This window comes from Mycobacterium sp. IDUB_37 (assembly GCF_055419245.1).
The window spans coordinates 174181-193889 of the sequence record NZ_JBVAXG010000002.1; the positions used below are offsets into that span (position 1 = coordinate 174181).

Annotated in this window: 23 protein-coding genes; 14 read left to right on the forward strand and 9 right to left on the reverse strand. The window is 64.8% G+C overall.

Features of this window, described 5'->3' with window-relative positions; all coding sequences use genetic code 11:
• Nucleotides 1-67 precede the first annotated feature (67 nt).
• A complete protein-coding gene (locus ACZY1I_RS07365; RefSeq protein ID WP_463753701.1) occupies nucleotides 68-637 on the reverse strand; it encodes a TetR/AcrR family transcriptional regulator in 570 nt (189 codons plus the stop codon).
• A 251-nt stretch (nucleotides 638-888) separates the two neighbouring features.
• Between ACZY1I_RS07365 and ACZY1I_RS07370 the strand changes: the two genes are divergently transcribed.
• From ACZY1I_RS07370 to ACZY1I_RS07385, 4 genes are all read left to right on the forward strand, one after another.
• The gene (locus ACZY1I_RS07370; protein ID WP_463753702.1) at nucleotides 889-1473 is read left to right on the forward strand and encodes a sensor domain-containing protein; all 585 of its coding nucleotides are present in this window, start codon (nucleotides 889-891) and stop codon (nucleotides 1471-1473) included.
• A gap of 31 nt (nucleotides 1474-1504) precedes the next feature.
• Nucleotides 1505-2380, forward strand: a complete 876-nt coding sequence (locus tag ACZY1I_RS07375; protein WP_463754329.1) for a DMT family transporter — start codon at nucleotides 1505-1507, stop codon at nucleotides 2378-2380.
• Nucleotides 2381-2434: 54 nt separating this feature from the next.
• Nucleotides 2435-3145 carry a M15 family metallopeptidase gene (locus ACZY1I_RS07380; RefSeq protein ID WP_463753703.1) on the forward strand — a complete coding sequence of 237 codons (711 nt, stop codon included), beginning with the start codon at nucleotides 2435-2437 and terminating at the stop codon, nucleotides 3143-3145.
• Nucleotides 3146-3212: 67 nt separating this feature from the next.
• Entirely contained in the window at nucleotides 3213-4025 is an 813-nt protein-coding gene (locus ACZY1I_RS07385) for a methyltransferase domain-containing protein (RefSeq protein WP_463753704.1), read from the forward strand.
• A gap of 22 nt (nucleotides 4026-4047) precedes the next feature.
• Here ACZY1I_RS07385 and ACZY1I_RS07390 read toward each other — a convergent pair whose 3' ends face one another.
• Together ACZY1I_RS07390 and ACZY1I_RS07395 are read right to left on the reverse strand one after the other, a co-directional pair.
• Nucleotides 4048-4767 carry a cutinase family protein gene (locus ACZY1I_RS07390; RefSeq protein ID WP_463753705.1) on the reverse strand — a complete coding sequence of 240 codons (720 nt, stop codon included), beginning with the start codon at nucleotides 4765-4767 and terminating at the stop codon, nucleotides 4048-4050.
• Between the two features lie 268 nt (nucleotides 4768-5035).
• The gene (locus ACZY1I_RS07395) at nucleotides 5036-5530 is read right to left on the reverse strand and encodes a hypothetical protein (protein ID WP_463753706.1); all 495 of its coding nucleotides are present in this window, start codon (nucleotides 5528-5530) and stop codon (nucleotides 5036-5038) included.
• A gap of 117 nt (nucleotides 5531-5647) precedes the next feature.
• Here ACZY1I_RS07395 and ACZY1I_RS07400 point away from each other — a divergent pair, with 117 nt between their 5' ends.
• From ACZY1I_RS07400 to ACZY1I_RS07415, 4 genes are read left to right on the forward strand one after another with little or no spacing between them, the layout of a single operon-like run.
• Nucleotides 5648-7225, forward strand: a complete 1578-nt coding sequence (locus tag ACZY1I_RS07400; protein WP_463753707.1) for a methylmalonyl-CoA mutase family protein — start codon at nucleotides 5648-5650, stop codon at nucleotides 7223-7225.
• The gene (locus ACZY1I_RS07405) at nucleotides 7226-7651 is read left to right on the forward strand and encodes a cobalamin-dependent protein (RefSeq protein ID WP_463753709.1); all 426 of its coding nucleotides are present in this window, start codon (nucleotides 7226-7228) and stop codon (nucleotides 7649-7651) included.
• Nucleotides 7636-8592, forward strand: a complete 957-nt coding sequence (locus ACZY1I_RS07410) for an LLM class F420-dependent oxidoreductase (RefSeq protein WP_463753710.1) — start codon at nucleotides 7636-7638, stop codon at nucleotides 8590-8592. Before ACZY1I_RS07405 ends, ACZY1I_RS07410 begins: the two co-directional genes overlap by 16 nt.
• A complete protein-coding gene (locus ACZY1I_RS07415) occupies nucleotides 8589-9623 on the forward strand; it encodes a CaiB/BaiF CoA transferase family protein (protein WP_463753711.1) in 1035 nt (344 codons plus the stop codon). Before ACZY1I_RS07410 ends, ACZY1I_RS07415 begins: the two co-directional genes overlap by 4 nt.
• Nucleotides 9624-9729: 106 nt before the next feature.
• Here ACZY1I_RS07415 and ACZY1I_RS07420 read toward each other — a convergent pair whose 3' ends face one another.
• Nucleotides 9730-10635, reverse strand: a complete 906-nt coding sequence (locus ACZY1I_RS07420; RefSeq protein ID WP_463753712.1) for a LysR family transcriptional regulator — start codon at nucleotides 10633-10635, stop codon at nucleotides 9730-9732.
• 151 nt (nucleotides 10636-10786) lie between these two features.
• On the opposite strand from ACZY1I_RS07420, the gene ACZY1I_RS07425 reads away from it, so the two are divergent.
• The gene (locus ACZY1I_RS07425; RefSeq protein ID WP_463754330.1) at nucleotides 10787-11680 is read left to right on the forward strand and encodes an SDR family oxidoreductase; all 894 of its coding nucleotides are present in this window, start codon (nucleotides 10787-10789) and stop codon (nucleotides 11678-11680) included.
• On the opposite strand, the gene ACZY1I_RS07430 is transcribed toward ACZY1I_RS07425, so the two are convergent.
• Nucleotides 11677-11985, reverse strand: a complete 309-nt coding sequence (locus ACZY1I_RS07430) for a hypothetical protein (protein WP_463753713.1) — start codon at nucleotides 11983-11985, stop codon at nucleotides 11677-11679. The genes ACZY1I_RS07425 and ACZY1I_RS07430 overlap by 4 nt on opposite strands.
• Nucleotides 11986-12005: 20 nt before the next feature.
• Entirely contained in the window at nucleotides 12006-12287 is a 282-nt protein-coding gene (locus tag ACZY1I_RS07435) for a 2Fe-2S iron-sulfur cluster-binding protein (protein WP_463753714.1), read from the reverse strand.
• 128 nt (nucleotides 12288-12415) lie between these two features.
• On the opposite strand from ACZY1I_RS07435, the gene ACZY1I_RS07440 reads away from it, so the two are divergent.
• Genes ACZY1I_RS07440 through ACZY1I_RS07455 form a run of 4 tightly spaced genes read left to right on the forward strand, consistent with a single transcriptional unit; the run spans nucleotide 12416 to nucleotide 16570 of the window.
• On the forward strand, nucleotides 12416-13831 hold the full coding sequence (locus tag ACZY1I_RS07440; protein WP_463753715.1) for a class I adenylate-forming enzyme family protein: 1416 nt from the start codon (nucleotides 12416-12418) through the stop codon (nucleotides 13829-13831).
• The gene (locus ACZY1I_RS07445; protein ID WP_463753716.1) at nucleotides 13809-14714 is read left to right on the forward strand and encodes an acyl-CoA dehydrogenase family protein; all 906 of its coding nucleotides are present in this window, start codon (nucleotides 13809-13811) and stop codon (nucleotides 14712-14714) included. Before ACZY1I_RS07440 ends, ACZY1I_RS07445 begins: the two co-directional genes overlap by 23 nt.
• On the forward strand, nucleotides 14701-15801 hold the full coding sequence (locus tag ACZY1I_RS07450) for an acyl-CoA dehydrogenase family protein (protein ID WP_463753717.1): 1101 nt from the start codon (nucleotides 14701-14703) through the stop codon (nucleotides 15799-15801). The genes ACZY1I_RS07445 and ACZY1I_RS07450 overlap by 14 nt, the downstream gene beginning before the upstream one ends.
• A gap of 1 nt (nucleotide 15802) precedes the next feature.
• Nucleotides 15803-16570 (forward strand): enoyl-CoA hydratase/isomerase family protein, encoded by a 768-nt coding sequence (locus ACZY1I_RS07455; RefSeq protein WP_463753718.1) that lies wholly within the window; start codon nucleotides 15803-15805, stop codon nucleotides 16568-16570.
• Nucleotides 16571-16626: 56 nt separating this feature from the next.
• Here ACZY1I_RS07455 and mbp1 read toward each other — a convergent pair whose 3' ends face one another.
• From mbp1 to ACZY1I_RS07470, 3 genes are all read right to left on the reverse strand, one after another.
• Nucleotides 16627-16866, reverse strand: a complete 240-nt coding sequence (gene mbp1, locus ACZY1I_RS07460) for a microaggregate-binding protein 1 (RefSeq protein ID WP_463753719.1) — start codon at nucleotides 16864-16866, stop codon at nucleotides 16627-16629.
• Nucleotides 16867-16981: 115 nt separating this feature from the next.
• Nucleotides 16982-17785 carry a transglutaminase-like domain-containing protein gene (locus ACZY1I_RS07465; protein ID WP_463753720.1) on the reverse strand — a complete coding sequence of 268 codons (804 nt, stop codon included), beginning with the start codon at nucleotides 17783-17785 and terminating at the stop codon, nucleotides 16982-16984.
• Nucleotides 17786-17829: 44 nt separating this feature from the next.
• Nucleotides 17830-18681, reverse strand: coding sequence for a proline iminopeptidase-family hydrolase (locus tag ACZY1I_RS07470; protein ID WP_463753721.1), 852 nt, complete (start codon nucleotides 18679-18681; stop codon nucleotides 17830-17832).
• 146 nt (nucleotides 18682-18827) lie between these two features.
• Here ACZY1I_RS07470 and meaB point away from each other — a divergent pair, with 146 nt between their 5' ends.
• Nucleotides 18828-19709, forward strand: a complete 882-nt coding sequence (gene meaB / locus ACZY1I_RS07475) for a methylmalonyl Co-A mutase-associated GTPase MeaB (protein WP_463753722.1) — start codon at nucleotides 18828-18830, stop codon at nucleotides 19707-19709.

Sequence of the window (19709 nt, forward strand, 5' to 3'; positions counted from 1 at the left end):
ACAACGTGTCAAAACGATACTGACAACCTGTCAGAAACGTAGCACAGCGCCCCGTGATTGTCTTGTTCTAGACGCCCGTACCACCCAGTGCGCGCAGCACGAATCGCTCGATCGCGGCGGTCGGAAGATCACGTGGGCCAAGGCAGGCGTGGATCAGCGACATGGTCGCGGACGCGTCCTCGATGACGAACTTTCCGCTGGTCACGCCATCGCGCAGGATCTCGCGCAGCACGTCTTCGATGGCCACCACGTGCTCGCGAATCGCGCGCATCGTGTCGAGCGAGAGTGCCCCGTAGAGCTGCGGACCCAGCCCCATGTGAAATTGCTCGCTGGCATTGAGCTGATGCCTGATGTAGATCACCAGGCGCTCCACCGGGTCGTCGACGTCCGCCAGGTCGGCGCGCAGACCGTCGATGTAGCGGCTCGTCTCGTGCGACGCGAACGCGACGACCACCGCCTCCTTGTCGGCGAAGTGGTGATAGATCGCGGTGCGTCCGATACCCGCGGCGGCCGCGAGCTTGGCCATGGTGATCGCGTCGAAGCTGTGCTCGGCCATCAGCGTGGCGAAAGCCTCGAAGACCCGTCGTTGGACCTGCCCACGGTGCTCCTCCACCGACGAAGCGCTGATTTTGGGCACGTCGCGACTCTATCCCCGGTCGCTTGCCTGGTCAGTTTCTGACGCGGCAGGGATCCCACGCTTGCGCTCGATTAGCAGCGGGTGACGCTGAACTAGGATATTGACAATCGCGTTACCTACCGCGGCCGCAGTCCGCAGAAAATGGCTGATCAACGATGAGGCCGAACAGCTCAACCCCCGCCAACGCCCGAACGCGACGGCTCGAATGGCGACCGCAATCCGCGGTCGCCTTTGCTGTTTTTGCCCTACTGATGATCACGGCGTGCTCATCTAACGGCCAGTCCGCCCAGTCGGGCCCAGCTTCAGGATCGCGCGTCGATTCGTTGATCGTCAGCGTTGAAGAGGTGCGTCGGATCGCCAATTACGAGGAATTGACCGCCCATTCCCACGCGGACCTGCGGCATCCACCGTCCGGCGATTTGAACGCGCCGGGCCCCTGCCGGGCGGCCGGAATCAGTGATGTCACCTTCGGTAGCGGCTGGTCGGAGTTCCGCAGCGCGGGCTACCACGGGATCACTGACGACCTCAAACCCGGCGGGCCCGCCATGATCCAGACTGTCAGCCAGGCGGTGGCGGTGTATCCGGATTCGAGCACAGCGCGCGGCGTGCTCCATCAGCTGGAGAACTCACTGCAGGCCTGCGCCGCCCTGCATCACCCGAGCTACGACTTCACCGTCGATCGGCCGGATTCCGCGACCATCAGGATCAGCGCCACCGCGTGGAGCCACGTGTACCGGGAGAAGTCATCGGTGCTGTTGTCCATCGGCGTGCTGGGCCTCGAACCAGCTGACCAGATCGCAAAGACCATCCTCCAAATGGCTACCGACCGGATCTAACACGGCGTAACGCGGCGTCTACTCGTATCGTCTGGGTGTGCTGATCGGATTCCTGCTCGCCCTGGGTTGCTCAGTTTGTTTCGGAACGGCCTCGGTGTTTCAAGCTGCGGCAGCCCGCTCGGTGGAAGCCGGCAACGGTTCGGGTGTCGACGCGGTGCTGCTGATGCGTGCGCTCCGGCAGTGGCGCTACCTGCTGGGCCTCGGTCTCGATGGCCTCGGGTTCGCCTTGCAAGTGGCGGCCTTGCGATTGGTGCCCATCTACGTCGTTGCAGCGGCTCTGGCCGCCTCGATCGCCGTTACCGCGATTGTGGCCGCGTGGCTGCTGTCGGTGCGATTGTCGGCGGTCGAGTGGACCGCTGTGGGGGTGATCTGCCTGGGACTCGCCATGCTTGCCATCGCTGCTGGACCGGAGGGAACCAAGCACGGCCCGCACGGACTTCGGTGGGCGCTGTGGGGCGTGGTGGCAGCGATATTCGTCGCCGGCGCCGTGGGCGGACGACTCGGCGATCGCGCACGCGCACTCGTCCTTGGACTGGGGGCCGGTGCAGGCTTCGGCGTTGTCGAGATTGGCGTTCGTTTGATCGATTCGATGGACCTCCGTAAGGCCGCGTTCTATACCCACCCGGCCCTGTACGCGGCGGCCGCCGGCGGCGCCGCGGGGTTCCTGCTGCTTACGTCGGCCTTGCAACGAGGATCGGTGACCACGGCCGTCGCCGGGATGGTGGTCGGTGAAACCATCGCACCTGCGTTGATCGGCGTCGTTTGGCTCGGTGACCAAACCCGGGACGGCCTGGGCTGGATGGTGATCGCGGGATTCGCCATTGCCGTCGCGGCAACGCTGGTGTTGGCCCGATTCGGCGAAGCGCCCGCCCCGACCCCGGTTGAGGCGACGGCTGCGTTGGAATAGCCCGACACCGCGGCGCTCCCCGTCCATGGGCCGATGTGCGTGAACAATGTCCAGATGCATCTGGTGAGGCGCCTGTGTCCGGCCCTGCTCGCCGTCGGGTTGATCTTGTTCGCGGGGACCAATGGCGTTGCGACGTCCAGCGCGGACGTGCCCCCGGTCAGCGACGCGGCCCGTGAGGTCGGATTCGTCGACGTGCGCAGCGTGGTACCCGACGCCATCATCGATCTCCGCTACGCGACGACGAACAACTTCACCCACACGCAGCTGTACCCGGCCGATGCTCGTTGTCTCGTGCACCAGTCCATGAGTCAAGGCCTCAGTGCCGCCGCAACCGCGCTGCGTCCGCAGGGTCAGTTGCTGGTGTTCTGGGACTGCTACCGACCGCATGACGTGCAGGTCAAGATGTTTCAGGTGGTCCCGAACCCGAACTGGGTGGCGCGCCCGGGCCCGTACTCGACCAGTCACGAGTCCGGACGTTCGGTCGATGTGACATTCACCAGCGGGCAACAGTCGGCGCAGTGCCCGGCCGGTCCCCGGGCGGGTGCCCTCTGCCTCGCCGATATGGGCACCGACTTCGACGATTTCTCCTCGCGTGCAACCGCTTACGCGACACAGGACGTCACCCCCGCCGCGGTGGCAAACCGCAAACGGTTGCGGGATGCCATGAGCTACGGGGGATTGACTGTCTACTCCGGAGAGTGGTGGCACTTCGACGGACCGGGTGCCGGTGTCCAGCGCCCGATTATCAACGTTCCGGTCGACTGAGGGCTCTATACGTCTCATATAATGAGACGTAGATCTCGATATATGGATTCTGCGGTACGCTCAGAACATGGGTGAGCAATCGCAGGGCGTCTACACGCATGGCCATCACGAGTCGGTGTTGCGCGGTCACCGCAGACGCACCGCAGCGGACTCAGCCGGCTACCTGCTGCCTCACCTTCGGCCCGGAATGTCTGTGCTCGACGTCGGTTGCGGGCCGGGCACAATCACCGTCGACCTCGCCGTTCGCGTCGCACCCGGATCGGTGACGGCCGTCGAATTGACCGACGCTGCCCTGAATCTCGCTCGCGCCGAGGCACAACAACGGGATGCGGCGAACATCTCGTTCGTCACCTCCGACGCGCATGCGCTCGACTTCCCGGACGACGTCTTCGATGTGGTTCATGCCCACCAGGTGCTGCAGCACGTAGCCGATCCGGTGCAAGCCCTGCGGGAGATGCGACGGGTGTGTGTTCCAGGCGGAATCGTCGCGGTGCGCGATGCGGACTACGCCGGATTCATCTGGCATCCGCAGCCGGCGGCGCTGGACCGGTGGTTAGACCTTTACCAACGTGCGGCGCGTGCTAACGGTGGCGAACCGGATGCGGGCAGGAGATTGCTGTCCTGGGCCCAGCAGGCCGGGTTCACCGACATCACTCCGACGGGAAGCCTGTGGTGCTACGCGACCGATGACACTCGCACGTGGTGGGGAGGCATGTGGGCCGACCGGATTCTGCAGTCCGACCTGGCACGCCAACTGGTGAGCTCCGGTATGGCCAATGATGCCGAGCTGGAGGATATTTCGGCGGCTTGGCGGGCTTGGGCCGCAGCACCGGATGGTTGGTTCGCCATCCCTAACGGCGAGCTCCTGTGCCGCGGATGAACTCAGCGGTCGACGGCAGGCGTCAGTGGCCGAGCGCTTTGCGGGTGAAGTCGGCGGCCTGGTCTGCCATCCCGTTGTCCTTATAGGAGCTGTGGGCGGCCCGGTCGCGCCCGCCGGGGGAGCAGACCGGATCCCCGTCGTTGCACAGCTGAACGGTCTTCGGGACGTACAGCGGACCGATGTTGATCGGGGGAGCGCTGCGGTCGACCAGGTGTAAGAATCCGTCCGAAGGGGGCGCGAAGAGCACTACTGCGGCGACGTTGGAAGCGATGGCAGGGGGCATCGGCCCGAAGGCTCCGTCGGGCAACGCAACGCCGTCCGGAATGGAATCAGCGGTGGTGTAAGCGGCCACTGCCGCACCCTGGGAGTAACCGCCGAGCACGATTTTGGTGTTCGGGCAGTTCGCGGCGGTGGCCTCGACCTTGCTGCTGGCGTCGGCGACGCCGTCGACGGCTCTGCCGAAGTCCAGCGACGCCGGGTAGTTCACCGGGTCGACGGCGACGTTCTTGCCGCCGAGGCGCGCGTTCAGGGCGTCGACAAAGGCTTGGCCGGTAGCCCCCACGCCGGGCGCTTCGAAGGTTCCGCGCGCGAACACCACATCCACATCGGGACAACCAGGGTCGGCGCCGGCTCGCGCCAACCCGCCCGGTAGGCCCACCAGGGCCGCAATCAGCACCACGGCAGCACCCAGCCAGCCGACCACCCGGGGCAACGACTGTCTGGACGATTCGGTGGGGCGCATTGTCGGCTCTTTTCGTCGGTCTTGGGGGCTCCACCGATGCGAACCTGGCTCGGAGGCAGTTTGTTCCGCGCGCACGTGTCTCCGCGCGCCACAAAAATCGTAAAACACCAATCCGGCATTCGCAGCCGACCTGCCGGTTGTCAACGAACTGGACCCGACCGGGCCTAACGGGGTGTTTGTGCACTTAGCGCATGGTTGCAAGCAACCTACCGGTCGACCGTTCCGCAGGAGATGGTGTGGTCATGCTCACACGTTCTACCGGTGCGGTTCATGCTCCCCGGTCGGCGATGTCGACACCGTCGCCGATTCGATCGGCGAGCTTGGCAACGTCGATCCGGGCTGCTACCTCATCGAGGTCCAAGCGGTCGACGATGGCATCGAGATCAAGTCGCGCGAGGATCTCCTCCACGTCGATGCGCGCGACGATGGCGTCGAGATCGAGGTTGTCGAGGATGGCGTTCATGTCGAGCTTGGCCAGCAAGGCGTCTATATCGAGTTGGGCCACGATGGCGTTGAGGTCGAGGCGGGCGAGGAAGGCGTCCATGTCGAGGCGCGCGACGATCGCCGCGATATCGACCCGCGCCATCATGGCGTCGATATTGATGCGCTTGACGATTCTGTCCAAGGCTCGGCCGTCGCGCACGACGGTGTCGACGAGGCCGTGCAGGGCACGTTCGGCTTCCCGTCGCTGCCGGCGGAGCAGGCCGCCGACCACCGGCAAGCCGCCACCGGTCCGTTGCGTCGGATCGGACTCGTCGGCCATTGCGACATTGTGTCAAAGCCGGTTCTTCCGGCCGTCGGCCGTCACTCGCGAGCCGGTTTTAGCAGGTCAACACTATGGTATTGGCATTCTCTTTTTTTGCAAGTACGTTATTCACTGATGGATAACGCAGCTCAGACCCCATCGGGTATCCCGCTCGCGCCGGTATACGGTCCGACGGATCGGCCCACGGAGCCGCCGCCGCCGGGGGAGTTTCCCTTCACCCGGGGCAACTTCGCGTCCGGCTATCGCGGCAAGCTGTGGACGTTCCGCCAGTACTCCGGTTTCGGTACCGCTGAGGAATCGAATCGCCGCTATCGCTACCTGCTGGACCAAGGCGGTACCGGGCTGTCGGTGGCGCTCGATCTGCCCACCCAGTGCGGGTATGACTCCGACGATCCCGACTTCGGTGAGGAAGTCGGCAGGGTCGGTGTCGCGGTCGACACGCTCGCAGACTTCGAGATCCTGTTCGACGGCATCCCGCTGGACAAGCTGAGCACGAGCATGACGATCAACGGCACAGCTGCCATCCTGCTGGCCTTCTACGTCGCGGCCGCCGAGCGCAAAGGGATTCCGCGCGCCAAGCTCACCGGCACCATCCAGAACGACATCCTGAAGGAATATGCCTCGCGCGGAACGTGGATCTGGCCGCCGGAACCGTCGTTGCGGCTGATCGCCGACACCATCGAGTTCTGTGCGGCCGAGGTGCCGCGGTTCAACGCGATATCGGTGGCCGGTGCGCACTTCCGCGATGCGGGCGCCACCGCTGTGCAGGAGATGGCGTTCACCCTTGCCGACGGCGTCACCTACTGCGACACGGTGGTGGAACGCGGCCGGATGAGCATCGACGAATTCGCGCCGCAGATCTCGTTCTTCTTCTACACCCACGGCGACTTCTTCGAAGAGATCGCCAAATACCGTGCGGGACGCCGGCGTTGGGCCACGATCGTGCGGGAGCGCTACGGGTCGACGAAGGACAAGGCGTCGATGTTCCGGTTCGGTTGCGTGTGCGGTGGTGCGTCGTTGTACGGACCGCAGGCGCAGAACAACGTCGTGCGCGTGGCATACGAGGCGATGGCAGCGGTCCTCGGTGGCGTCCAGTCAATGTTCACCGCGGCCTGGGACGAGCCTTTTGCGCTGCCTTCCGAGGACTCCACGACGCTGGCGTTGCGCACCCAGCAGGTGCTGGCCTACGAAACCGGCGTCACACAGGTCGCCGACCCACTGGGCGGCTCCTACTTCGTCGAGGCACTCACCGACGCCACCGAAGCCCGCATCGTCGAAATCATGGCCGACCTCGAACAGCACGGCGGGATGGTCAGTGCAATCGAGGACGGCTACCTACAGGGACTGATCGCCGACGAAGCCTTCCGCGTGCACAAGGACATCGAGGCCGGTACCCGACCGGTGGTGGGGGTCAACCGATTCGTCTCCGAAGAACCCGATCCCGACATCGTCACCTATGAACTCGACGCTGAGGGCCGTGATCTGCAACTCAAGCGTCTGGCCAAAGTGAAGGCCGAAAGGGACAGCGCTGCAGTGCAATCCACTTTGGCCGCCCTTTCCCGCGGTGCCGACGGGACAGACAATCTGATGCACAGTCTGATCGACTGCGCCAACGCCTACTGCACGGTGGGGGAGATGGTGTCCACCCTCAAAGCGGTGTGGGGCGAGTTCCAGCAACCGGTGGTGTTCTAGATGGCCGCTCGGATTCTGGTTGCGAAGCCCGGGCTGGACGGGCATGACCGCGGGGCCAAGATCGTCGCCCGCACGCTGCGCGACGCCGGTTTCGAGGTCATCTACACCGGCATCCGGCAACGTATCGAAGACATCGCCTCGATCGCTGTGCAGGAAGACGTCGCGGTCGTCGGTTTGAGCATTCTGTCCGGTGCACATCTGACGCTCACCGCGCGCACCATCGCTGCGCTGCGCGCCGCCGATGCGGCCGACATCGCCGTCGTCGTCGGTGGCACCATCCCGCACGCCGATGTGCCCAAGCTGCTGTCCGCCGGCGCGGCGGCGGTGTTCCCCACCGGAACGGCGCTGGACGTTCTGGTGCGCGAGATCCGCGCGCTGACCGGTACGCCCGAACCAGCACTGGAGGAACCTTGCGCATCGGAGTGATGATCGGCGCCGAGCGTGGCGATATGGCCCGCAAGGTGGCCAAGCTGGCTTCCGATATCGAATGGGCCGAGTCGGCGGGTCTGGATACCGCATGGATGCCGCAGGTGCCCGACGACTTCGACTGCCTGACCATGGTGTCGCTGATGGCCGCGCACAGCTCGCGCATCGAGTTGGGCACTGCGGTGGTACCGCTGCAGGCGCAACACCCGGTAGCCCTTGCCCGCCAGGCACTCTCGACGCATGCGGTCGCGGGTGGCAGGTTGGCGCTGGGCGTCGGACCGTCGCACCACTGGATCATCCGGGACATGCTCGGCCTGCCGTACGAGAAGCCGGCCGCCTACACCCGCGACTATCTGGAGGTACTCAACGCCGCCGTCGCCGGGCCGGGATCGGTTGACGTGGAGAACGATTCGTTCACGGTGCACAATCCGACAGCGCTCGCGGCCGATCCACCCATGCCGGTGCTGGTCGCGGCGCTGGGGCCGGTGATGCTGCAACTGGCCGGTGAACTGGCCGACGGCACCGTGCTGTGGATGGCCGACGAGCGTGCGATCGGTGACCATATCGCGCCGAAGATCACCAAAGCCGCTGCCGATGCCGGTCGCCCCGCGCCGCGGATCGTTGCGGGCATCCCGGTATGTCTCTGTGCGCCTTCTGAAGTCGACGGGGCGAAGGAGCGGGCTAACCGAATCCTGGGCGAGGCCGAGGTGTCGCCCAACTACCAACGTCTGCTTGAACGCGGCGACGCGCGAGACGTCGGAGACCTGTGTGCCGCGGGCGACCCGGAACAGATTCTGCGGCGAATGCGCGCCTTCGCCGACGCCGGCGTAACCGATCTTTCGGTACGTCTCTTGCCCATTGGCGACAATCGCGACGAACTGATCGCCTCCAAGCGCCGGACGCGGGAGATGATCGCCCAACTCGCTGCGGATTTGCGGTGACAGATGCCGGCCCGCTCGCGGGAATTCAAATCCTCGAGGTCGGCACCATGCTGGCCGGCCCGTACGCCACCATGCTGCTCGCCGACCTGGGCGCCAAGGTCACCAAGATCGAACCGGCCGGTGGCGAGATATCTCGCGGCGTCGGGGACAGCTACTTCGCCAGCCTCAACCGCAACAAGTCCAGCATCTGTCTTGATCTCAATTCGGAAGCGGGACAACAACAGCTAGGGAAGCTCGCCGCGCAGTCTCATGCGCTGCTGGTGAATCTGAAGCCGTCGGCCATTCGGCGATTGGGGCTCACCTACTCGGCGCTTCGGCGTTGGAACGAAAAGATCGTCTGCGTGGCGATCACCGGTTTCGGCCTCGATGGCGGCGACGACCCGGCTTTCGATTACGTCGTACAGGCGGGCGTCGGCATCGCGGCACTGACCGGCGATCCGGACGGCCCACCGACTCTGCCCGGCTACTCGTCGGCAGACAACTCCACCGGAATGTGTGCGGCCCTAGGCCTTTTGGCCAAGATTGTCTCGGGTACCGGCGGGCAAGTGGACGTGTCGCTGCGCGATGTGATGTTCTCCCAGCTGAACTACCATGCGGCCGCTTACCTCAACAGCGGCACCGAGCCGCAGCGCCGACCCTTTGGAGCACACTCGTATTACGTTCCTGCGCAGCTCTTTCCGACCGCCGACGGGTTTCTGGCGCTCTTCATCACGCATGACGGGTTCTGGAAATCCTTTGCATCTGAGGCAGGTATCGGCGGATTCGAGACGATGGCCGAAAGAGTGTCCCGGCGCGACGAGGTGCTGGCTGTTGTCACGGCGATGCTGGCCACCGATACCGCCGCCAGTTGGGAACAGCGACTGCGGCCGCTCGGCGTGCCGGCGGCAGCGGTTCGCAGCTTGCCCGACGCGCTGAAGGCCACCCCGGAAGTTGTTGTCTCCGCGGGCGATATGCGTCTGGTCGGCAGCCCCATCCACATCTCCGGCTATCGGCCCAACTACCGCCCGGCGCCCAAATTGAGTTCGCGCTAGATCGATGATCGCGACCCGCGGCGCCCGGCTTCGCCGCGCTTGCGATCGCGATTAGGCCGATGATCGCGACCCGCGGCGCCCGGCTTCGCCGCGCTTGCGATCGCGATTAGGCCGACCCGGGCCCGGTCAGGTGCGCCTCGGCGAGCTTGCGGAACGCGGCCACCAACCGACTGCGGTCCGCGGCGCGGCACGCGAGTACGACGTGGCTGGGCTCAACGCCTTCCAGCGGGATCGTGGTGATGTCGGGCCGCACGTTGTTGCTGTGGAAGCCGGCCGTGATCGCCACTGCCTGTCCGCCGGCGATGAGTTCGAATTTGTCCTCAAGAGCTTCGATGAAAGGGCCGTCCGGCGCTCGGCGCCCGTCGGGACGAGGATCGACCCGCCAGAAGGCACTCCACGCGGGATCGGAGTGCCGCACCCGCGGCATGGGCTCGTCGGCGATGTCGTCGAGGGTGACCGATTTCCGGCCCGCCAGGCGATGATCGATGGGCACCGCAAGCACCCGGGGCTCGTCATAGAGGACCGTCACGTGCAACTGATCGGTGGGAAACGGCAGTCGTGTGACCACCGCGTCCACCCGATGATCCAGCAGCGAATTGCGCACCTGATCGAAATCCACACGCAGGACTTGAACGTCGGCGTCGGGGTGCTCGCGGCGCAACTCTCGCACTGCCGGAGTGACGATCAGGCCACTGGTGTAGCCGACGGTGATCCGACTGGGTTGGGCGGCTGCCCTGGCCTGCGCGGTGGCTTGCGCGGCCGCGCGCAGCAGCGATTTGGCGCGGGGGAGGAAGACGTCGCCGGCCTCGGTCAACCGGGTGCCCTGCGGGGTTCGGTCCAGCAACCGCGCGCCCAACTGCTGCTCTAGGCGGCGGATCTGCCGACTCAGCGACGGCTGCGCGACGCGCAGTGCGGTGGCCGCCCGGCCGAAGTGCCGTTGCTCAGCCACCACGACGAAGTAACTCACCAGGCGTAGGTCGAGGTCCACCACGGGCGATGCCGACTCGGTCATGCGATCAGCGTACTTCCCGAATCCATAAATAGGTCTGAACATTAATTATGCAAAATTTGCATCGCGTCATCGGAAACAGGACTTGGACGCGGTCCAGGCTTTCGGCCTTGACTTGGTGCACGGATCAAAGCAGGAACCAGACAGGGAAACCATGCACGTCTTCGTCACCGGAGCCACCGGACACATCGGGGCTGCCGTCGTCAATGAACTCCACGCGGCCGGACACCAGGTCACTGGTCTGGCACGTTCGGACCAGGCTGCGGATACCCTCTCTGCCGCCGGCGTGACGCCGCATCGCGGTGATCTCGACGACCTCGACAGTCTGCGGGCCGCCGCTGCCGCCTCTGACGGTGTCGTGCACCTCGCGTTCCGGCACGACTTCAACGACTACGCGGGTGCGGCCGAGACGGACCTGCGCGCCATCGAGACGATGGGTGAAGCGCTCGTCGGCTCCGATCGGCCGCTGGTCATCACCTCGGGAACGCTGACGCTCGCCTTCCTGGACCAGGCCGGCTTCGCGACCGAGCAACAAACCCTGCCCAGTGGACCGCGGATCGACTCGGAGAACGTGACGATCGCACTGGCCGAACGCGGCGTGCGCTCGTCGGCAATCCGGCTTTCCCCGATCGTGCACAGCGACCTGGACCACCACGGCTTCACCCACCACCTGATCAATGTCGCCCGCAACACGGGCGTGTCCGCCTATATCGGTGACGGGTCCAATCGGTGGCCCGCCGTTCATACGCTGGACGCGGCGCGACTGTTCCGGCTGGCACTGGAAGAGGCTCCGGCGGGAACGCGCTTTCACGGAGTGGCCGACGAAGGGGTGCCATTCCGCGACATCGCCGACGCCATCGGGCGACACCTGGTTGTGCCGAGCAAGAGCATTTCCCTAGACGAGGCAGGCCATTTCGGATTCTTGGCTCTGTTCGCCTCCCTGGACAATCCGACATCGAACGCATTGACCCGCAAGACGCTGGATTGGGATCCGGAAGGGCCGGGGCTGATCGAGGACCTCGACGCGGGCCACTACTTCCAGACCTAAGGGTGGAAGTCGGTAGTTACCTCGAGTAGTCGCGGTATCGGCGGCGGATCGAGCTGAAGCGCACTCGACATGGTCAGCTTGGCGCCGCCCATGCCCTGCAGTATTGCTTCCAGGTCGTCCCCTTCGATCTCGTACAGGGCGACGTAGGGTCCCTCGCCGTTCACCGGCCGGAGCCTGCGTGCTGACACAATTCCGTCGAGCGCAACGAGTTCACCCAGGTGGACCTCGTCGTACCAAGTGTTGTACTCCTGCTCACGCTCGGGCGAACTCGGATAGGTCTCGACGTAGATGATCCCTTTGGCCATGCTCGCCGCCTTTCGTGTGACTACTCGTAACGCACCGTGATCGAGTCGGTTTCGGGTATCCCTTGGCAGGTCAAAATGTAGCCGTCGGCCACCTCGTCGTCTTCGAGCGCGTCATTGATTCGCATGGTCGCGCGGCCTTCCTCCAACTTGGCCATGCAGGTTCCACAGTTGCCCGCCTCGCAATTGAAGGGCGGCTCGAGACCGGCTCGGCGCGCACTTTCCAGCAGAGTCTCCCCGGGTACGAGCTTGACCGACACCTTCTTGCGGTCCAGGTGAATCGTCACCATGCCGGCCTCCGTCATGCACACCGCCCTGTACTTGTATTCTTCACTATAGAGAATACTATTCTCACCAGAAGATAGGATCTTCTCAATACTGTTCGACTGTTCGACTGTTCGGCACCCTTCGGATCGCCTGGGAGGTTCAGCTCGTGACCGAGCCGGCCGTGCTCGCGTTCGAGGATCGGCGCTTCACCGCGCCCGATCTCGATGCGATGAGTGACGGGTTGGCCGCGAGCCTGGCTGAGCGGGGTGTCGTCGCTGGTCAGCGGGTCGCGTTGATGGCTTCCAACCGGCCCGAGTTCGTCGCCGCCGTGCGGGCGATCTGGCGATTGGGCGCCGCGGCGGTTCTCATCAGCCCGGCATGGAAACCGCAGGAAGTCGAGCACGCACTGGCGCTGACCGCCCCTGCCCACGCCATCGGCGACCACCCGGTACTCGCAAGCCTGATGCCGATGCTGCATCTTGATGAGCCCATCACCACCGCTGAGCCACCGCGTGCGGATGCGTCGCCGGAGGCCGATGCGGTTCTGGTGTTCAGTTCGGGCACCACCGGCCTGCCCAAGGCCGTACGGCACACCCACGCATCGCTCAACGCCGCAGTTGGGCATTGGCGGGATGCGTTGCGGCTGAACGAAAAAGACCGCATCCAGGTGGCCACCCCGCCGTCACACATTCTGGGTCTACTCAACATCCTCACCGCGCTGCGTACTGGTGTCTGGGTGCGGTTGCACGCCCGCTTCGACATCGAGCGAATGCTGCGGTACATCGAAAGTGACTCCATCACAGTTGAAATGGCCGTCGCGCCCATCGCGTTGGCGATCGCCGCGCACCCCGCACTCGAGTCCTACGACCTGTCGTCGCTGCGCTACATCATGTGGGGCGCCACGCCGGTCACGGCCAGCGTTGCCGAGACGGTGACGCGGCGCACCGGTATCGGCTGGGTTCCCGCCTATGGCACCACCGAATTGCCGGTGATCGCCTGCAACCCGCTTGACGGCGCGCGTCTGGATTCGGTCGGTCGTGCGGTGCCGGGCGTGGAGTTGCGGGTGATTTCGCTGCAGACCGGTGCACCGCTCGGCCCGGGTGAGGTAGGCGAGATCCAGGCGCGATCCGATTCGATGATGGCCGGGTACCTGCCCGCCGACGCGACGCCAGAAGTGTTCTCCGACGGGTGGTATCGAACCGGGGACGTGGGCTGGCTCGACGCCGATGGTTGGCTACGCATCACCGATCGCCTCAAGGAGATGATCAAGGTGCGCGGGTTCCAGGTCGCGCCCGCCGAAATCGAAATGGTGCTGCACGGCCATCCCGCCGTGAAAGATTGCGCCGTCTTCGGCGTTCCCGACGGCGCCAACGGCGAAGCCATTGTTGCCGCGGTGGCCACGCACAGTTCGTTTGAAACCGCAGATCTCGGCGCTGAACTCATCGCCCGGATAGCGGCGAGGTTGGCGTCGTACAAGCGCCTGCGTCGGGTGGTGTTCGTGCCCGATATTCCTCGCCTGCCCTCCGGCAAGGTACTGCGTCGAGTGCTCAAGGAGAGCTATGGATGTACGTCTGACCGCTGAACAGCAGCAGTTACGTGATGCCGCCGCCAAGATGGCCGACGATCTCGGGCCGGGGGCCGTGCAGGATCTCGCGGATCAGAGCCGAATCGGGCGCCTGGACAAGCAGATTGATTTGACCGGGTGGCGATCGCTGCGCTCGGACGAGGCGTCGGGCGTCGAAGTGGCGATTGTCGCCGAGGAATTCGGGCGCCGGCTTGTCGATGCGCCGTTCCTCGGACCGGTGCTGGCCGATGACCTCGCGCGCCATCTCGGTGACGATCTTGGTCCGGCCACCATCGCCGTCAACAACGTTGCCGTCGACGCGCGAGGGTATCAACGAGCGTTGCTACTCTCTGGCACAACGGTTCTGACGGCGGAAATCGACGCGGACAACATCGGTGCGGACCTGACGCGAGTGCGTGCGCCGATTGCGGGATCCCCGGAGGTCGTGGGCGAATTGTCCGGCGATGTTGCCGACCGATGGCTGGCCCTTGCGTTGGTTGCCACAACCGCTGACCTGGTCGGGGACGCACGCGGCGCACACGCTGTCGCGTGTGACTACGCCAAGATCCGCGAGCAGTACGGCAAGGCGATCGGGTCGTATCAGGCCGTCGCCCACCTGTTGGCGGAAAGCCTGGCGCTGATCGAGGGTTCGGTGAGCGTACTTCGCCACGCGGCGTGGGCCGTCGACGAACTCGAGCCGAGCGAAGCTATTCGCGCGGCCCGGGTGGCCAAGGTCTACTGCGCGCGCGCCGCCCGAACCGTCTGCGAGACGGCGGTGCAGGTGCACGGTGGCATCGGCAATACCTGGGAATGCTTGGTGCACGTATATCTGCGCCGGGCGCTGACGTCGACCGAGCTGTGGCCGGTCACGCTGAAGGAGATCAGTCGTGGACTTTCGTGATTCAGCGCCGGAGGCCGAGTTCCGGGAACGGCTAAAATCCTGGCTTTCTCCGCACGCCAAAGAGTTTGGCGGATCAGGTGACGAGTATTGGGCCCGGCAGGCGGATTGGCATCGCGCCCTGTACGAAGAGGGATTCTTCGGGTTGTCCTTTCCCCGCGACTACGGCGGCTGGGAACTGCCCGCGGTGTACGAGGTCATCGTCGACGAAGAATTGGCCCGCGCGGGTGCCCCGCCGCGTCCCAGCGTCGGTTATCTGGTTTTCGGAATCGGCCGGCACGCCAATGACTCTCTGCGGCAACGGTTTCTGCCCGGGATTATCAACGGCACCGAGCGATGGTGCCAGGGTTTCAGTGAGCCGGGAGCAGGTTCGGACCTGGCATCGCTGACCACCAGCGCCACCCGGGACGGCGACAACTATGTGATCAACGGGCACAAGATCTGGACCAGCTACTCCGACGTCGCCGACTGGTGCTTGCTGCTCGCCCGCACCGACCCCGGGGCAAAACGTCACCGCGGCCTGTCGGCGTTCATCCTGGAGATGAAACAGCCTGGTGTTCAACAACGTCCGCTGCGGATGATCAACGGCGTCAACAACGAATTCGGTCAGGTGTTCTTCGACGGTGCCACGGTACCGGCGGACCGGATGGTCGGTTCCCCGGGCGACGGGTGGGCCGTCGCGATGACGGTCGTCGGCCACGAGCGCGAGCCGTCGACGCTAGGTTACGCGGCGCGGTACAACAAGCTCGTCCGAGAGTTGGTGGCGCGCAGCGACGCGTCTGCAAACGACTCGGCGGGCGACGATTTGGCATGGGCCGCAGTCCAAGCCGAGATGTTGACTCATCATGTGCGGCGCCGCCTGTCCGAACAACTCGACGGGGTATCACACGGACCCGAAGGCTCCCTGGACAAGTTGCTGATGACCTGGGTGGAGCAATCGGTGGGGCATGCCGCGTTGGCCGTCGGCGGCACCAGCGACCCAGACCTGCTCAGCGCCTACCTCTACAGCCGCGCGCAGAGCGTGATGGGTGGGACGTCGCAGATACAGAAGAACATCATCGCTTCGCGAATCTTAGGATTGGGAGTCTGACATGTACGACATGCCAACCGAAATCGACGTACAGGCCGATGGGCCCTTGCGGATCATCACGCTCAATCGTCCCGACGACCTCAACGCGGTCAACGACAATCTGCACGTGGGTCTCGCCCGCCTTTGGCAGCGGTTGACCGACGACGCCAGCGCCCGCGCGGCGGTGATCACGGGTGCCGGCAAAGCTTTTTCGGCCGGAGGAGATTTCGCCTATCTCGCCGAACTGGCCGAAGATGCCGATTTGCGCGCCAAAACAATCCGCGATGGCCGTGAGATTGTGCTGGGCATGGCACGCTGCCGAATTCCGGTGATAGCGGCCGTGAATGGGCCCGCTGTCGGACTGGGTTGCAGCCTGGTCGCACTCAGCGACATCGTCTACATCGCCAAGGACGCATTTCTCGCCGACCCGCACGTGCAGGTCGGGTTGGTAGCCGCCGACGGCGGCCCGCTGACCTGGCCGCTGCACATCAGCCTGCTGCTGGCCAAAGAATATGCGTTGACGGGCACCAGGATTCGTGCCGACCGGGCCGTCGAACTCGGTTTGGCCAACCATGTGGCCGATGACCCGTTCGCTGAAGCCGTGGCCTGCGCGAAGAAGATTATGGAAATGCCGCAACAGGCAGTGGAAAGCACCAAGAGAGTGCTCAACATCCACCTGGAGCGGGCCGTGCTGGCCAGCCTTGACTATGCGTTGTCGGCCGAGCACCAGTCGTTCCTCACCGAGGATTTCCGGTCGATCGTCGCCAAGCTCAACGCGAGCAAGAACTAACACGCTTACGTGGGGCCGCTCTATCGAGCGACCCCACGCATAGCGCTAGGGCGGTACTACTTGGCCGCCGCCTTGGCCTTCTGACGGGCTTCGGCCGTGCTTGCTGCCGCGCGCGAGGCCTCAGCCTGGGCCTCTTTCTTGGCCACATCACGCTGCGCGGATGCCTTGTCCTGCTGAGCGCGGCCTTCGTTACGGAGGCTGTCGTTGTTGATCACGATGCCGACGATTTCCTTGGCCTTGCCGATGACGTCTTCGACGATGCCCTTGACGGCTGCCACTGGTCCACTGTCACTCATTGAGTGCTCCTCTCTTTGGGGATCTGTCTGTCCTCTCCCCAGTACCCCGACCGATGCGGCGCGCCCACACAACTATGGCGTCAATCACTCCAGCCGTTTTCTGCCCTATGAGGGGTCAGCCCAACGTCACCAGGTCCTCGATCGAGTCCTTGGGCAGGTCATCGCTGGTAATCGCGGTGACAAACATTCCGGTCATGTTGATGGACCCGCCGTGGTTGTCCAGGAACGCGGTATCAGCGGCGTCGCGACCGGTGGCGATACGCAGCATCGTCTGGCGCGGTGCCAGGCACGTCGCATCCACCACCCGCCACTGCCCGTCGACGAGTGCCTCCGCCACGGCATGGAAATCCATCGGGTCACAGCCGGGCGCGTACACCGCGGCCAGCCGGGCCGGGACATTGACGGCGCGCAGCAACGCGATAACCAGATGGGCGTAATCCCGGCACACACCCGCACCGGCAAGCAACGTGTCCGTCGCACCATCGATCGGATCACTGGATCCCGGCACATAGTTCAGCCGTGTCCCCACCCAGGAAGACACGTTCTCCAGCAATGCCACCGAGTTCGTGTACTGGCCGAATTCGGTTGCGGCAAAACCGAAGAATTTATCGGCTTCGGCGTAGCGACTGGGCCGCAGATAGGTCGCGGCGTCGATGTCCCTGACCGGAGGTGGCTCCGCCCTGCCCGCGACCGTGGCCTCGTAGGTCGCCTGTAGTTCGCCGGCTCGGACCGCAGCGGTGTGGATGCGGGTGCCGTGCTCGCCCGCGATCTCCCGCACCGATACCGGGGCGCCGTCCAGCGTCACTGACAACGATTCGCGAACTTCCAACCCGGGCAGGGATGCGACCGCAATCTGGAACTCGACCACGGTGGGATCGACCACGGTGACTTGCAGGTTGGCTCCGACCTCACGCTTCATGCTGGGTCTATACCCGCACCTTTTGACTCCAATCAGGCGTCCGGTCAGGCATCGTGCGCGGCGAGGAAGTCGCGCATCACCCGATCGAATCGGTCCGGTTCCTCGATGAATGGCAGGTGTGCGGTGTTTTCAAAGAACTCAAAGCGCGATCCCGGAATTCGCTGGTGCATCTCGCGCATGTGCTCGGGTGAACATTCATCGAACCTGCCCGCGAGGAGCAAGGTCGGCACGCTGATCTCACCCAACCGGTCAACGACATCCCAGTCCCGCACAGTCCCGACGATGCGAAAGTCGCTGGGCCCGAACATCGTTTCGAAGATCTCGGTGCCCATGTTCTGAAATGCCGTGTAGAGATCTCGCGGCCAGGGCCGAGATCGGCACAGGTACGTCTCGTTCCAGGTCATGACCGCGGCCTGATACTCGGCCGAACCGGTGGTGCCGGCGGCCTCATGACGGTCGATGGCCGCTTGGGTCGAGGCGTCCAACTCGGACTTCAGCCGGATGACGTTTTCCGCGAACACCGGTATCGATGCCGCGCTGTTGGAGATGGTGAAGCTGATCGCGCCTGAATCGATGTCCAGCACATACTGCTGCGCCAGCATTGCGCCCCATGAGTTGCCGAAGATGTGAAAGTCATCGAGCTCCAAAGCCCTTACCACGGAGTCCATTTCGGCCACCGAGCGTTCCATCGTCCACAGCTCAGGATTCGACGGACATTCGGAATTGCCGCAGCCGAGTTGGTCCCAAAAGATCACTTCACGGTCGTCGGCGAGGCGTTCCAGCGAACTGAGGTAATAGTGCGGGAGCCCCGGTCCGCCGTGCACCACCAGCAACGGCCTGCCGGGCCCACCCCCCACCCGCTTGAACCACACCGACCCGCCCGGAACCTCAATCATGTCCACGCTGCCACCCTCCCCCTCTCCGCGAGCAGACGCAAAGTCGCACGCCAAAGGTCATTTGCGTGCGACTTTGCGTCTGCTCGCCAGGACTGGTCGTCGACTCTCGGTATACGAGAATATGATTCTCGCTAGAGTGTCTCCGTATGGATGTCGACGAGCTGATTGCCAATGCGCGCGGTGGATCTCCGCGCGCGGCCGGTCGACTGCTCAGCCTGGTCGAGGGCGAACGCCGCGACGAGGTGCTGACCAGCATCGGCCCGGCGGCCGCGCATCCCGTCCGTGTTATCGGCATTACCGGCCCACCGGGCGCGGGTAAGTCGACGACGATCGCAGCCCTGGTTGGTGCCTACCGGGAGCACAGCCACCGGGTGGCCGTGCTGGCAGTGGATCCGTCGTCGCCGTTCAGCGGCGGCGCGCTGCTCGGCGACCGCATCCGAATGACCGCGCACATCAACGATTCCGATGTGCTGATCCGATCGGTGGCCAGCCGTGGCCACCTCGGTGGCCTGGCCGCCGCGGTGCCCGCCGCAATTCGGTTGCTGGGGGCGATCGGTTACGACGTGATCCTGCTGGAAACCGTCGGCGTCGGACAATCGGAGATCGAGATTGCCGCGGTGGCCGATCCGACCGTCGTCATCTTGAATCCCGGTGCGGGCGATGCGGTGCAGGCCGCCAAGGCAGGTCTGCTGGAAGTCGCCGACATCGTCGCCGTCAACAAGGCCGATCGGGACGGTGCCGAGCAAACGGTGCGCGACCTTCGGGCCGAGACCAAAGCGCCTATTGTGAGTCTCATCGCTGCTCGTGGCGAAGGTGTTGAAGACCTGGTGGCCGCCATCGATGCTCATCACCGCGCTGACAACCGGGCCCGACGATTGGCCCGTGCCCGGGCTCAGATCCTCTCACTTGCGCAAACCCGGCTGCGCGCCCGAACTGACCTGGACCAGCTCGCCGAGTCAGTGGTTGATGGGCATGCGGATCCCTATTCAGCCGCTGAACGACTGCTGTCACCGGCGCCGCAGGACTGA

Coding starts and splice junctions, on each gene's coding strand:
- ACZY1I_RS07370 (WP_463753702.1), top strand. CDS start 889: ATGATCACGGCGTGCTCATCTAACGGCCAGTCCGCCCAGTCGGGCCCA.
- meaB (WP_463753722.1), top strand. CDS start 18,828: ATGGATGTCGACGAGCTGATTGCCAATGCGCGCGGTGGATCTCCGCGC.
- ACZY1I_RS07400 (WP_463753707.1), top strand. CDS start 5,648: ATGGATAACGCAGCTCAGACCCCATCGGGTATCCCGCTCGCGCCGGTA.
- ACZY1I_RS07405 (WP_463753709.1), top strand. CDS start 7,226: ATGGCCGCTCGGATTCTGGTTGCGAAGCCCGGGCTGGACGGGCATGAC.
- ACZY1I_RS07425 (WP_463754330.1), top strand. CDS start 10,787: ATGCACGTCTTCGTCACCGGAGCCACCGGACACATCGGGGCTGCCGTC.
- ACZY1I_RS07465 (WP_463753720.1), bottom strand. CDS start 17,785: ATGAAGCGTGAGGTCGGAGCCAACCTGCAAGTCACCGTGGTCGATCCC.
- ACZY1I_RS07435 (WP_463753714.1), bottom strand. CDS start 12,287: ATGACGGAGGCCGGCATGGTGACGATTCACCTGGACCGCAAGAAGGTG.
- ACZY1I_RS07390 (WP_463753705.1), bottom strand. CDS start 4,767: ATGCGCCCCACCGAATCGTCCAGACAGTCGTTGCCCCGGGTGGTCGGC.
- ACZY1I_RS07385 (WP_463753704.1), top strand. CDS start 3,213: ATGGGTGAGCAATCGCAGGGCGTCTACACGCATGGCCATCACGAGTCG.
- ACZY1I_RS07430 (WP_463753713.1), bottom strand. CDS start 11,985: ATGGCCAAAGGGATCATCTACGTCGAGACCTATCCGAGTTCGCCCGAG.
- ACZY1I_RS07470 (WP_463753721.1), bottom strand. CDS start 18,681: ATGATTGAGGTTCCGGGCGGGTCGGTGTGGTTCAAGCGGGTGGGGGGT.
- ACZY1I_RS07455 (WP_463753718.1), top strand. CDS start 15,803: ATGTACGACATGCCAACCGAAATCGACGTACAGGCCGATGGGCCCTTG.
- ACZY1I_RS07380 (WP_463753703.1), top strand. CDS start 2,435: ATGCATCTGGTGAGGCGCCTGTGTCCGGCCCTGCTCGCCGTCGGGTTG.
- ACZY1I_RS07445 (WP_463753716.1), top strand. CDS start 13,809: ATGGATGTACGTCTGACCGCTGAACAGCAGCAGTTACGTGATGCCGCC.
- ACZY1I_RS07420 (WP_463753712.1), bottom strand. CDS start 10,635: ATGACCGAGTCGGCATCGCCCGTGGTGGACCTCGACCTACGCCTGGTG.
- ACZY1I_RS07395 (WP_463753706.1), bottom strand. CDS start 5,530: ATGGCCGACGAGTCCGATCCGACGCAACGGACCGGTGGCGGCTTGCCG.
- mbp1 (WP_463753719.1), bottom strand. CDS start 16,866: ATGAGTGACAGTGGACCAGTGGCAGCCGTCAAGGGCATCGTCGAAGAC.